This window comes from Pseudoalteromonas sp. S2721 (assembly GCF_005887425.1).
GTDB classification, from domain to species: Bacteria; Pseudomonadota; Gammaproteobacteria; order Enterobacterales; family Alteromonadaceae; genus Pseudoalteromonas; species Pseudoalteromonas simplex.
The window spans coordinates 12,165-27,310 of record NZ_PNCZ01000031.1; the positions used below are offsets into that span (position 1 = coordinate 12,165).

6 protein-coding genes are annotated in these 15,146 nt (G+C 39.8%); 3 read left to right on the forward strand and 3 right to left on the reverse strand.

Features of this window, described 5'->3' with window-relative positions; translation table 11 throughout:
• Positions 1–58: 58 nt before the first annotated feature.
• On the forward strand, positions 59–3,385 hold the full coding sequence (locus CWC02_RS12910) for an MHYT domain-containing protein (RefSeq protein WP_138618631.1): 3,327 nt from the start codon (positions 59–61) through the stop codon (positions 3,383–3,385).
• The gene (locus CWC02_RS12915; RefSeq protein WP_054553654.1) at positions 3,382–4,371 is read left to right on the forward strand and encodes a response regulator; all 990 of its coding nucleotides are present in this window, start codon (positions 3,382–3,384) and stop codon (positions 4,369–4,371) included. The genes CWC02_RS12910 and CWC02_RS12915 overlap by 4 nt, the downstream gene beginning before the upstream one ends.
• 32 nt (positions 4,372–4,403) lie before the next feature.
• Here the strand turns inward: CWC02_RS12915 and CWC02_RS12920 are convergent, their stop codons facing one another.
• From CWC02_RS12920 to CWC02_RS12930, 3 genes are all read right to left on the reverse strand, one after another.
• Positions 4,404–5,717: a DUF3472 domain-containing protein gene (locus CWC02_RS12920; protein WP_138618603.1), complete on the reverse strand. Its 1,314-nt coding sequence runs from the start codon at positions 5,715–5,717 to the stop codon at positions 4,404–4,406.
• Between the two features lie 59 nt (positions 5,718–5,776).
• Positions 5,777–8,653: a discoidin domain-containing protein gene (locus CWC02_RS12925; RefSeq protein ID WP_138618605.1), complete on the reverse strand. Its 2,877-nt coding sequence runs from the start codon at positions 8,651–8,653 to the stop codon at positions 5,777–5,779.
• 72 nt (positions 8,654–8,725) lie between these two features.
• On the reverse strand, positions 8,726–11,572 hold the full coding sequence (locus CWC02_RS12930) for a TonB-dependent receptor (protein ID WP_138602118.1): 2,847 nt from the start codon (positions 11,570–11,572) through the stop codon (positions 8,726–8,728).
• Positions 11,573–12,034: 462 nt separating this feature from the next.
• On the opposite strand from CWC02_RS12930, the gene lacZ reads away from it, so the two are divergent.
• On the forward strand, positions 12,035–15,133 hold the full coding sequence (gene lacZ, locus CWC02_RS12935; protein ID WP_138618607.1) for a beta-galactosidase, LacZ type: 3,099 nt from the start codon (positions 12,035–12,037) through the stop codon (positions 15,131–15,133).
• Positions 15,134–15,146: the final 13 nt, after the last annotated feature.

Consider the following 15,146-nt stretch of genomic DNA (forward strand, 5'->3'; position numbering starts at 1 on the left):
TCTTAATAAATTTTAAATTGTATTAGACTGAAAGCACATGCAGCCTTTAACTTATTCTATGCTAGCAGAATTTTTTCTTACTGATCAAAGTTCAGATTTATTAATAAACGGTACCTACGACCCGACTCTAGTCCTTTTGTCGATTACCACGGCCGTCTTTGCCGCTTATTTTTCTTTACACCTTATTGATCTTGCAAATAAAACTAACTTTAATTCTTACCGTCAACTCGCCAATGGTACTGGCGCACTGGTTTTATCTGGTGGTATTTGGAGTATGCACTTCATTGGCATGCTGGCATTTTCACTATGCACAACAATTAACTACGATCCGACTTTAACATTCTTTTCGTTTGTACCGGCATTTTTCGCGTGTTTAACAGCATTTTCTTTTCTTCGGCGCAAGGGTAATACCCAGATCCCAAAAACGTTAAAGCTTCTAGTCAGTTCTGTATTATTAGGTGCAGGTATTGGCACCATGCATTATACAGGCATGGCTGCGATGCAAATGAGTCCATTGTTACGTTATGACCCTTGGTGGTTCGCTGCATCTATTGTTGTCGCTGTTGGCCTGTCATTCATAGGCTTATACACTCGCTTTCATTTGAGTGACCATTTTAAGCGTTTATCTAACTTTCAAAGTAGAATAATTTGCAGCATTATTCTCGGTTTTGCCGTTGCCGGTATGCATTACATGGGAATGGCTGCGACTCGCTTTGTTGCGACTTCGCCCCTCTTATCCGATAACGTTGATACATCACATATTGAACTTATTGCTATTTGCGTCGCGTTTGCCACCGTTTTATTAACTGCACTCGTAGGCATTATCAATGGAATGGTTCGCTATCGTATGCTGTTGGTGGAGAAATCTGCCGAAGAATCTCGTTTAGATGCTATTTTAAGTACAGCTATTGATGGCATTGTGACTATTAACATTAAAGGAAAAATTTTAAGCTTTAATAAATCTGCAGAAGCTATTTTTGGCTGGCAGCAACAGGAAGTTCTCGGACAAAACGTTAAAATTTTAATGAATGACGAAATTGCTGCACATCATGATGATTACTTATTAAATAGTGGCAATCATGAGCTTAAAAAAGTAATTGGCATCAACAGAGATGTTTGCGCAAAACATAAAGATGGCCATTTATTTCCTATTCGTCTTGGCCTTGGAGAAGTGAAACAACCAGGTGAAGAGACTCTATTTGTAGGGTTTATTACTGATTTAACTCAGCAACGCGCCCTGCAACAGAGTCTAGAAGAAAAAGAACTACAATATCGTACCTTGATGAATAATACACCCGGTGCTGTATTTCGTTGTTTACTTGATAAAAACTGGACGATGCTGTTTATTAGCCCACGAGTCTTTGAATTAACCGGTTACACAGCACAGGAGTTCACATCAAACGAAGTAGCATTTGCAGATATCATAAATTCCAAGGATGAGCAGCACATAGCAGATGCCCTAGACGACGCCATCTCAAATTCTAACCAATACGCTGTTGAATATAGAATTAAACACCGTAATGGCCAAACAGTTTGGGTACTAGATCAAGGCACAGTTAACCATAATCCAGATACCAACGACAAATGGATAGATGGCGTGCTAGTCGACATAACCTCACGTCATGAATATGAGGAGTCATTAAAGACAGCCAAGCAAGAAGCTGAAGCCGCTGCACAAGCCAAACAAGCATTTATGGCGAATATGAGTCATGAAATCCGCACACCAATGAACGCTATAATTGGCTTTAGTGATATTTTGATGGATAGCCCGCTTAGCAAAGAACAACAAAAGCATATAATTACTGTGAATAGTTCGGCCAGGTCATTATTGCATTTATTAAATGATGTACTCGACTCCGCAAAGCTAGAAAAAGGTAAATTAGATATCACGCTTGAACACTTTAATTTGCAGGCTCTACTAGATAATATCGTTTCAACCTTTTGGCTTGAAGCGAAACGAAAAAACTTACTTCTCGATTTAAAAATAGCCGAAAATGTTGCGCCAATATACATTGGAGATGATTCGCGTATTCGCCAAGTATTAAACAACCTAATTGGTAATGCGATTAAATTTACTGAAACAGGCTCTGTGACAATTAGTATCAGTAAAACGCAAAACAACCAGTTGTTTTTTGAAGTGCAAGATACAGGCATTGGTATCGCAAAACATAGACTAAAAGCAATTTTCCAGCCATTTGAGCAAGCTGATGGAACTATGACTCGCCGTTTTGGTGGCACAGGGTTAGGAACAACAATTAGTAAGCAACTGGTAGAGTTAATGGGTGGCAGCATTAGTGCTGTGAGCACAGAAAACAAAGGAAGTTGTTTCTTTTTCTCTTTACCTCTAAAAGAAGGTGATATTAATAAAGTTGATAAATTAAGTAATAATATCTTAAACCTGCCGCCTCTGAGAGTTCTAGTTGTTGACGATATAGAACAAAACCTCGAGTTACTGAATATTTTACTTTCTCAAGCTGGTCATGTTGTTACAAAAGCGAAGAATGGCTTAGAGGCTATCAGCGCCTTCGAAAAAAATAGCTTTGATGTAATTTTAATGGATATACACATGCCAGAGTGCGACGGGATTACAGCGTGTAAAGTGATTCGAGAAAAAGAGCAGCAACAACAACTCAAAAAAACCCCTATCATTGCCCTAACTGCCAGTGTTTTACAGCAAGACAAATTAACCGCAAAACAAGCCGGTATGAATGGCTTCGCTAATAAGCCCGTTGATATTCAGCAAGTTAACCATGAAATAGCAAAGGTTTTAGGGTTAGAAGTTAATACAATATCTCAACAACAGCCAGATAAATCTAAGCAGCATATCAACTATGCAAAAGGCCTGAAAATGTGGGGAAGTAGCGAAAAACTAAACTCAGAAATAGCAGCGTTTTTATCTGATCATTATGCCAATATGATTCGTTTAAAAGAGCTTAATACTGATAGTTCTGAGGTGAAAACAATTTTGCACACTTTAAAAGGCGTTGCCGGGAATTTAGCGCTAGGAAAACTGCTACATTTACTTTCTCAAGCAGAGAATGAACTAAGAGGGACTCGTTTTATTTCACTCATCCATGCATGTGAAGATGAATGGCATTTTTTACGCTCAAAAATAGCCGAAACAAAAACTCAAGAGGAACAAACATCAGTTACTATGATGCCTACGAGTGAGCTAAATAAAGCCTTAGACACACTGCTAGAGCACGCAAAACATGCCGAAATTGACGATGACTTTTTGGCTCAAGTGGCGTCGAACACCCAGCCTGCTTTTAAATCGCAAATAAATGAAATTTGTGAACATTTTGACAATTTTGATTTTAATGCTGCACAGGAAGCGATTGAAAAATTGCAACGTGAAATAACTGCAAGTGAGGAGAAATCATGAGCGAACTTATTGAGCGCGAAAGAATTCTTATCGTAGATGATGAACCCGCTAACCTTAAAGTAATGCGTGAAGTATTAGGCAATGACTACCGCTTATCATTTGCGAAATCAGGTGAACTTGCATTGCAACTTATTAAGAATGAGCCGCCAAGATTAATTCTATTAGATGTGATGATGCCAGATATGAATGGCTTTGAAGTCTGTGAAATACTGAAATCTACACCAGAAACCGCTCATATTCCGATTATTTTTGTAACAGCTTTATCACATGAACAAGACGAATCAGAAGGCTTTGCGCTAGGTGCGGTAGACTACATTACAAAACCCATCAGCCCTGCAATTGTCCGAGCACGAGTTAAAACTCATTTATCATTAGTGCAAGCACAGCAATTACAGCTCGCTCATATTGATTTGATAAACCGTTTAGGACGTGCAGCAGAATACAAAGACACAGATACTGGTGAACACATTGCGCGTATGAGCCGTTACAGTAAAGTACTTGCACTTGCCTACGGAATGACTGAATTTCAAGCTGAGCAACTAAGACAAGCAGCACCGATGCATGATGTTGGTAAAATCGGTATTCCTGACGCCGTGCTTCTGAAGCCTGGGCGCTTGGATGAAAATGAATTCGAGCATATGAAGCAACATGCAACAATAGGGGCGAAAATTTTAGAAAACTCTAGTTCGCCTTTATTACAGCTAGCACACAAGCTGGCACTTGAGCACCATGAAAAATGGGATGGAAGCGGCTACCCTTATGGACTAAAAGGTGAAGAGATTAGTATTGAAGGCCGGATAGTAAGTATTGCCGACGTGTTCGACGCACTAACCTCAACAAGGCCATATAAAAAAGCATGGTCTGTTGACCAAGCTGTCGAACTTCTCAAATCTGAATCTGGTAAGCACTTTGATCCGCAATTAGTCGACTTATTTATAGGTCAGCTGGATGCAATTATAGAAATAAAAAATACATTCACTCGATAAATAGAGCCTCCTATCTGGAGGCTCTTTTATTACTAAGGTAAAGACTTAAGATCTATTTTAGGAATGTCTGTAGGGGGTCTTTCAAACTCGCTGCCATAAGGAGTGGGAGCGGAAAAAAAGCCTGTATTTTTTAGGTAAAACCCTTTCTCTGTCGTACCGCCTTGATAGTCAAAACGCGCATTTTTTTTGGCTGTGGCATCGTAAGTAAATTTAGCTTGGGTCACTTCTTGCCATTCCCCTCGCTCAGGTTTAGCCCATTGGTTTGTATAAATTGCACGACGTTCAAATTGCCCTGCCCCAGGTATGAAGTTCTCTAAAAATGAATAGGTGCCTTGATGATATATACTCGTCTTTGGGCGCCTGAAACTTGCAATTAACTGCCATTTTTCAACCATAGGATCATAAAAGTATGCTGTGAAATCAGTACTTTCAGTTCCTTCAACTGGCCTAATGTGAGTTAGAAAACCATATCGCGTGTCAGCTTTCCAATCGTATCGCATATAGCTTTGTCCGCCAGAGCCTTCATTGCCAAATTTACCTACATGCACATTTTTACCATGCTTTAAAGTCTGTATTCGGTACTCAGGTGGAATTAATGAAGGATCATCTGTTGAAAATGGACTCCAAATAGAGAATAACACTCTGCGCTCACTATCAGAGTTTACTTGTATACCAAAATAGCCCCCATCAAAACCATTCGCCATGTAATACGAGCCTATTGCATCGGCTCCTTTTGGCACTTCTATTTCACTATAAAACCACGGGTAATTCATCGTTTGAGAAGGCAACGAGTATTGCAGGTGAACCGAAGGGCCTCGACGTCCCCAGTAAAAGTCATCTTTAACATAACTAACTTTACCTAAAGCTACTTCGCCGCCGATTTTAATCTCACTTATGGCTGGTAAAAGCGTTTCTGCTTGCTCTAATCCCGTGATGGTTAACTTTTGATAACCTAATTCATCAAGGTTAAATGTACCAACAGGTACGCTCATTGGTTGATTATTTTTTACTGTTACAATTTTGCTTTGCCCAGCTATCGAAACTTCAATTGTTGCAGGTTTGTCTTTCACAAAGGTTTGCAAAGAAACGGCTAACTCACCTGTTTTAGATGTGTAAAAATAAGTGCTTAAACTGCCTTGTTCAGCAAACCAATGGGTCACACCACTCTTGTCTATCAGCTTATCTGACAGCTCAACATTCTTATCAATCCAACTGTTTCCTGCCACTGGAATACTGATCGTTGTTTCTATCTTTTTATCTTCTAACTGTAACTGCTGATTTCCACATGCGACCAAGGAGGTCAAAAAAAGCGATAAAACAGCCGTTTTTATTCTGTGATTGTTCATTTTCTTTCCCACAAAAAAGCACTATTCGTTATAACGAATAGTGCTCCTCATAAAACAGTTTATGGATTTATACGAACAGAGAACTCTGCCGCAGATGCCCAAGCACCACCACCTTGCTCCTCAAGAGCAACAAATTTAACGTAACGCCCATTTGTCGCTGGAAGAATGGCTGATTTTACATCACCATTTGAAGCCCATTCACCTTGTGCAACAGGCTCACCAAATTCAGTTGCTGTTTCACTTACGTACACTTCATATTTAACTACAGTACCATTACCGCCACCTGGGCGAGGCGTGTAGTCAAATTGAGCAATCTCATAAGACTGCCCTAAATCAATAACAACGTCGTGTGGGTAAGTAACTGAACTGTCACTCCATGAGGTGTGCCAGTGCGTGTCAATATCACCATCGAATGCAAGCTCAAGTTCATTTCCAACCTCAGCTGCAGAGCTTGATGTTGCAGAAACGGAGCTCATGTCAATTGCTTGAGTTAAATTAACTCCCACATTTAATTCTCTTGCTGCCGCCCAAGGGTTACCACCGCGTTCTGCGAGTGCAACAAACTTAACAAAACGACCTGTTACATCATTAAACGTCACCGTTTTAACATCGCCATTATCAGCAAAGCTGCCACTTGATACAGGTTCGTCAGCAAAAGCCTGCTCATCTTCGCTTACATATAACTCATACTGCACCACTGTACCATTACCGCCACCATCTCGTGGCGCATAATCAAAGCGATTGACAGCATAATTCTCACCTAAGTCAATGACCACCTCATGTGGATAAACAACGGATGTATCATCCCAATTGGTATGCCAATGCGTTTCATCTTGGCCATCAAAAGCAAGCGCTAACTCATTGCCTGGTTGTGCTGGAGATGTTGATGAGTAGTTAAATGTCGTATTATCTAAAAGCGTACTATTTACTTCGACCGCTTCAGTAGCAGGCTCTTCAACAGGTTCATCTTCATCACCTGTACCTGAGCCATCAATAGGTTCATATACGTTGCCATCATCAATGCCTACTCGCAGCTCAGCAGCTGAAGCCCATGCACCACCACCACGCTCTTCTAAAGCGATAAATTTAACAAATCGACCTGTTACTGGGCCAAAGACTTCTAATTTCAAGTTAGTGTTATCAGCCCAGGTACCTGAATGAACCTTTTCACCATAATCAACTGACGACTCTGAAACATAAATTTCAAAGCTAACAATCGTTCCGTTGCGTCCGCCGTCTTGGCGTGGCGTGTATTCAAAGCGATTTACATCAACTGTTTCGCCTAAATCGATAACAACTTCATGAGGATACTCTTGCATATCATCACCCCAAGAGGTGTGCCACATGGTTGAATCATCGCCATCAAAGGCATATTTTAAGTCATTACCCGGTTGTGCAGGTGTGTTGCCCGTGACTACAAAATTAGCACTATTTAGCATGCCATTTTCTTCGCCATCATGTGTAGCAGTTAAACTCAAACCCTCAACATCAGAGCGTGCAACAACAAGGATTGTATAAGGCGTCTCTTTACGTACATTTACAGCAACGATGCAAGTTTCATTGCTCGTGCCACCATAGCCGATACATTCTGCATTATCAGGGTTAGCAGCTTCTTTTGCAGTGACATAAATATCTGCATCACCAGCATTACCACTTAGTTCTACGGTTAGTTTATTTGCAGAATCTATAGCCATGACCTCATACAGACGCGTTTCTCCTTTACTCATTGCGTCAATTGTCATAGCTTCACCACTAATTAAAGGCTCTGATTCAGTATCAAAAAGTACTGTATCATCATTATTGGTAAGTCCAGCCGCTACAGTGCCTGTATAACTAGTAACTTTGCCAAGAATGTTTTCAAGTTGTAACTCAACGACAGCATCTGTCGCAATCGCGCTGAAACTTGCTTCACGCGCTGATAAATCTTGCCCGCTACTAACTACCTCACCATTGACGATAACCGTGTATTTGTACATAGGCGTAGATGTTGCCTGAATTGACCAACGAATACTTTGAGTATCAATAGAGTCAATCGTTGCTGCCAAAGGGCTATTTTGCGGTGAGAAAGAAGAATAAGGACGAGATAAAACATCTGCTGCTTCAATTTCATCAGGAGAAATACTGCCGCCAGAGCTCATACGATAGTATTCACTTGTTGATGTCGCATCATAGCTTTCATTGTATGCTGCAGTTGCTTCCTCTTGAATGACATTAAAATCTGCTTTAGTAAACCCTGCCCAAGAACCATCCAACTGACGTTTATGACCAGCGGTAAATAATGCAGTGCGGGTTTGATCGCCCGTCCCCAGCCAATCCTCTACAAACGAGCCTGTATTGCTATTAAAGTAGACATTTTCAACTGGGTAATCCATGGTGACTATATGTGTCCAAATACCCGTTTCTTTATCCATTGACCAATAGCCAAATTGCGTATGGCCATCTTTTTGCCAAACTTTAGCCACCAGCGTATACCAATGATCAGGCTGCCATCCAAGTTCAAAATTCCATGATTTTAACCCTGTACCTTCGCCACCAAAGTTTTCTACTTTAGTACCTGCACCTTGATATGGTGCAGTGATAAGTTCACCATTTGAAGGGTCCCACAAAGAAAATATAAAATTACGGCCATCGGGATGATCTTGTATGCCAGCATAACCGCCCCCTTCCATACCTGCGTTCCAATTTAGAACCGAATAGTATGTATAAGGTGTTAAACCTTTTGCTGGAATATACACATCTTGCATGATGATGTCCCCAGCCGCATTATCATTAAAGCGCAACCATACTGAAGGGGCTCGATCAATCGATCCTGGGGTTGCAACAACTTGCTTTCCTGTAGATCCTACTGAGCCTTCAGGCTCTTCAGTCCCGCAACCGAACAGTGTTGCTGTTATTACCGCAATACTGAGCACAGATAATTTATTTGTTAAGCTCATAAATTTACTCACTTATATTTATTCTTTTTAAATTAGGCAATACAACTATTGCCGTGAATTTATCTACTGCTATTAAAACCTGACATTTACCCCAAAGGTAAATAGGCGCCCAGCACTATCAAGTTTATGAACCTGATCAGAGCGAGAGATATAATGCCAGCCACGTTCATTGGTTAAGTTATTACCTGAAACATTTAAATTGATTGATTCAGTAATATCGTAACTAGCACTGAAGTCTAACTGGCCATAGTCTGCAACCCACTGCGGGCCGCCCCATGCATCTGCATTTGCAACATATTCATCGCGCCAGTTATAGGCAAAGCGTAATTGAAAGTCATCCGTCTCGTAGTACACGACTGCGTTATAAGAATGCTCGGACATTCCTTGATAAGGAAGGCCAAGGCTTCTAAAGTCGTATTCAGGATGATCTTGAGGAACCTGATCATACCCTGAGTCAACATAGGTGTAGTTAAGTTGTACCCCTAAATTATTAAATGGCGCTGGAAGTAATTCCGTAAAGGCATGCTGATAGGCAATCTCATAACCTTCAATGGTACCTCCACCGTCACCATTGATAGATGACTGTACTTTGAAGGTTTCTCCATTGATATCTATTGATCCATTTTCACCATTTATGACAAATGACTCGATATCTTTATAAAAATAAACAGCAGTGAGTGCACCATTCTCAGAAAAATACCACTCAAGAGCTAAATCTGCTTGATTAGCACGAAGCGGTTCGAGTCCAGGATTTGAGGCGTGATATTCCATTTTATTGAAGTTGATGTAACTCCAAGCCTTGAGTGATTGGATACTTGGGCGAGTAATTGCTTTTGAAGCTGTTGTTCTAAGTAATAAAGTATCTGTTAAATTTAGTTTTAGATTTAAACTTGGTAATACATCCGTATACGTATCCTCAAATTCCACAATATCTTGATAATCTTCAACTTTACCTTCGTAGCTTGGATTACCTTGTTTATCAGGAACAAATACAACTTTGTCTAAATTAAGTGAATAACCTTGGCTACCTACAGTTGTTTCAATAGCCCGAACACCTAAATTTAAAGCATAAGGAAAGCCAAAAACTTTGTCTTCTATATTCACGGATGCGTAAATTGCATTGGTTTGCTCATTTACTTCATATGAGTCTTTAGGGCGCGGAAGCGCTTTAATTAACTGATTAGCAGCTTCCGGACTAATAGATTCATAAAATGCGAATAACTCATCGTAGTCAAAACGAGGCCACGGATTAGGGTGCTGACCGGGTTCACCTTTAAAGAAGTTCTCAAAGTCACCATCAATTAACACACTTTCAGGGAGTCTAAATAGGTCAAAGCCGTTAATATTTTCAACTGATGAGTAATCTACGCTGAAGTGATCATAACGTTCAGAATCAAGTTGCGCTCCAGCATTACTAAATGCACTGGCATTTTCTGACGAATTAACATTTGTGGTCTTCGTTTGATCGCCAATATTTAAACCAAAATCGATTGATTTGATCCAATCAACATTTGGCATCCACTGTGCGTCAATACGAAGTTCATTTACGACATCTTTAACACCTGTTCCACTGTTATAACTGTAGTGGGCGCCAAAAGGAGAGTTCGCAGTTAAGTTAGGAGAAATTGATACATCAGGTAAAAGGTTATTACCTGATTTATCTAGCATAATTTCATCAACAAAACCACGTGCTACAATGTATCTATTGTGACCATCATTTTTATTTTCTGAACTCGAGTGCGCAACATCGAATGCAACACTAAAGTTATCAGCAACAAACCATTTTGCATTCACGCCAACTTGATACGTTTCGGTAACTCGAGGCGACGATACATTAAGTATTTCAGCCATCGCTCCAGTACCAAATAAAGTCATTTTATTAACTAAACCCTCATCATTAAAACCAACATCTTTAACGCCAGGTATGCCTTCGGTCCAACTTTCATCATATGTAACAAACGAAATTTGCGACTCTGTTGCATCCGTTTTATATGATGAATAAATGCTATCAAAATTCATTTCAAAGTCAGAGTTCGGGATCCATTGTAATGCTAAACTTCCGCCAATACGCTCACGAGTATCTTCTTGGTTACCATAACGCATATAGCCCGGTATGATTGAGCCCCACTCGTTATCAACTAACGGATCAAATGCCCCATCACCATTCACATCTTGGCGAACCGTAATATCTGACTCCGTTGTTTCATTCCAAAAGCCTTCACCTTCATAACTGTCGATCCTTAAAGTTCGCTCAGAATAAACTGCAGTGAAAAGGGCACCAAATGTGTCGTCGAAAAACGTGTCGCTTAATAGAAATGAAGCTTGAGGTGTTACATCTTCGGTTCGATCTTCGTAAATACCTTTTATAGAACCTGATGCCGTGAAGCCATCAAAATCCATCGGTCTACGTGTTTTGATATTGATAACAGATCCAATTCCACCTTCTTGAGTGTGTGCAACGGGAGACTTATATACTTCAACGCCACCTAACAGCTCAGCTGCAATCAAGTCGTAATTAAAGTCACGGCTGCTATGCTCTGAAGCCATACGTCGGCCATTTATGGTTGTAATGTTATAGTCCCCACCTAAACCACGCACTGTGACATTTTGCCCTTCTCCGGCATTACGCGTAATCGTAATACCCGAAATGCGTTGTAATGCTTCGGCTACGTTTTGGTCAGGGAACTTACCGATATCTTCAGCAACAATTGCATCAACAACCTGTATTGAGTTTTGCTTAATAAATAAAGATTCTTTCAAACTGTTACGAATACCGCGAACTTCAATTACCTCAACAGCATCATCGTCAGTCTCTTTTAGTTGTGGGTCTTGCTCATTTGCCGCTAATGCGACTGCTGACGAGGTCGAAAGTATCGAACCTATGAGCAAGCTTAGGTATTTCTTATTGTAATTTACCATTGCACTTCTCCGAATTAGTTATTCCATGAAAGAACATCTGTAGATGTATAACAATTAATTTACACCTTTCGAAAGAAAAAAATCAATAGAAAACACAATAAAACTTTCATTTTCTTTTAATTTAATAGTCGCATTTTTATCGCTAGATAAAAAACTAGTTAAAAATCAACACTCAATCAATATGGAACTAAAGGGAAAATATTTGGACTTAAATCGAAAGTCTTCGAAAAAGGAACTACGTAAGTAAGGTACCTCACCAGAAGCAGGATAAGCATAAAGTAACAAAATTGAATCTATTATCAGCTGAAGCAGCCATTTTTGACTGACAAGAGTTGGACTTTCAACTTCAACATGATTCTTTTTAATTTTTACAAATAAAACAACAAAGTGAATTTGAAATACTTTGAAAGACTGATAATCTAATTTGAAATATTATGAAACAAAATTAAGGTAAATCAATTTATGATTAACTTAATAAATAACCGTGTTAGTTTAATCAAACGAATATTAATCGTCTGTCTTTGGTCTAACTGTGCCTTTGCAGCACTTAGCAATGATTGGGAAAATCCAAAAGTTGTCGGAATAAATAAATTACCCGCTAGGGCAAGCTTTTTTCCCTATACCGTTGCAAATTTACAAGCGCCAGATCAAGCGCAAAACTATTTGAATTTAAATGGTATCTGGCGTTTTCATTTATCTAAGAACCCCGCATCAAGATTGAAAGACTTTGAGAGCCCTACTTTTAATGATAGTGATTGGTCAACAATCAAAGTGCCAGGAAATTGGGAGTTGCAAGGTTATGATCGTGCTATATACGTTAACCACCCCTACGCTTTTGCGAAAAACCCGCCTTTTATTCAACAACACGACAACCCAATTGGCCATTACCGTAGAACATTTAATTTAGATGAACTGTGGACTGATAAGCGAGTAATTCTACATTTTGGCGCCGTTAAATCAGCGTTCTACCTTTGGGTAAATGGACATAAGATAGGCTATAGCCAAGGAAGTAAAACCGCTGCAGAATTTGATATTTCTGATTATGTAAAGTCAGGGTCAAATACACTGGCAGTTCAGGTGTTTCGCTGGAGCGATGGTAGTTATTTAGAGGCTCAAGATTTTTGGCGGATCTCCGGCATTCAGCGTGATGTATACCTGTACTATACACCTAAAGATTATATTGAAGATGTGTTTGTAAATGCCGGCTTAGTTAATAACTACAAAGATGGAAATCTAAACCTTGCTGTTGATTTAAGCCCATCAAATAAAGAGCAGACACTGCAAATTCAGCTCAAAAATCCTAACCATGAAATCATTTTCGAAACCCAGCAAACTTTAGCCAAAAAAGAGCTCAGCCAAACAGTTCAATTCAACAAACAATTTAAAAATATAAAAGCCTGGTCTGCTGAATCGCCCACTCTTTACGAATTAAGCATATCACTTTTTGATAATAAGAAGCTGTTAAGTCAATACGTTAAGAAAAAGATTGGCTTTAGAACCTCAGAAATTAAAAATGGCCAACTGCTTATTAACGGCCAAGCTATTTTGATCAAAGGGGTCAACCGGCATGAGCATGACCCTATTACAGGGCATGCCGTTTCCCGAGAAAGCATGGAATTGGATATAAAACTATTCAAGCAATTCAATATTAATGCCGTGAGACTCGCTCACTATCCTAACGATCCTTACTGGTACGAATTATGCGATAAATACGGCATTTATGTGGTTGATGAAGCCAATATTGAATCACATGGCATGTATTATAATTTGGCAAAGGGCCACACATTAGGAAATAACCCCGACTGGAAAAAAGCCCATCTTGCACGAATTTCAGCCATGGTCGAACGTTCAAAAAACCATCCTTCAGTAATTATTTGGTCACTTGGCAATGAAGCTGGTAATGGCTACAATTTTTATCATGGTTATGAATGGGTAAGATCTCGCGACCCATCTCGTCCTATCCAGTACGAACGCGCTGTTTTTGAATGGAATACCGATCTCTATGTACCCCAATACCCTACTCCGCAATATCTAAAAGAGTATGCAGAGTCAAACCCTGAGCGCAGTATGATCATGAGTGAGTATGCGCATGCTATGGGCAATAGTGTGGGTAACTTTGCTGACTTTTGGCATCAAATACGTAAGTACGACAAGTTACAAGGTGGCTTTATCTGGGACTGGGTTGATCAAGGTATACAAACCACCACCTCTGAAGGCAAAACTATCTATGCTTACGGTGGGGATTTTGGTGTTCCAGGCACTCCTTCAGATGGTAATTTTCTTTTAAATGGTATTGTTTTACCTGATCGCACACCGGAACCTGCTCTATATGAAATTAAAAAAGTTCATCAATCTGTTTTGTTTTCTTTCAATGACAAAGAGTTAACTGTATTTAATGAAAACTTTTTCAAAAACCTCAACCATTACCGTTTAAATTGGCAATTGATGAGCAATGGTAAGGTGTTTAAAGAAGGCCGAATCAATAAACTTGAAATACCACCACAGCAATCCGCTAACTTCACGCTTAACTATTCAATTCCAAAAGAAATCAATGATGAAGTATTTTTGAATGTAAGTGTAGTGACGCGGCTTGATGAGCCACTAATAGGAAAAAGTTTTGAAATCGCAAAAGAGCAATTTTTAGTACAAACAGCACGTGCGAAAGAACAACAAACTGATTTAAGAAAACTTAATGTTTATCGAACCGTTACCGATAGCGAGATTATTGGTAATAACTTTGTAGTAAGATTTAATCACGCGCGAGCAGAGTTAACAGGCTATCGCTTTAACGAGGTTGAATTAATTAAAACACCTGCCAGAGCCAACTTTTGGCGCGCTCCTACTGATAATGACTTCGGCGGAAATTGGCAAGATAAGTTAAGGGTTTGGAAATACGCCTCAGACCGTCAACAGCGTACAAAATTCACTTTAGTAGAAGCTGAAAACCAAGTTGTTGTTACCACTGAGTTTGATGTGCCAGATGTTTCTGGAAAATTAAATCTTATTTATATCATCACAGCTGATGGCAAAGTAAAGGTCGATTACAAGTTCAGTTCATCTATGCAAGATATGCCTATGATCCCTCGCGTCGGTATGAACTTGGAATTATTTGCCGAGCTTAACAATATTACCTACTTTGGCCGGGGACCACAGGAAAATTATCGTGATCGACATACCGCAGCACATGTTGGTTTATATCACTCTAAAGTGTCACAGCAATATCACCCTTACATCAGACCGCAAGAAAGTGGCTATAAAACGCAAGTACGCTGGCTTCACTTGACCAATCAACAAGGTGTAGGATTAAAAATTACTGGTGCACCTCATTTTGGTATGAGTGCTTTACACTACAGGATCAGTGATCTAGACCCCGGCATGCGACGAAGCCAAACACATTCCGGTGAACTTCAGCCTCGTCCACTCGTTTCACTGAATATTGATTATGGGCAAATGGGTGTTGGCGGCGTTAATAGTTGGCATACAACAGCACTGCCAGAATACACGCTGACAGCCTCAGAGTATGAATATAGCTTTACTCTGCAAGGAGTTAACATAAATTAAAATGTTGGATAAG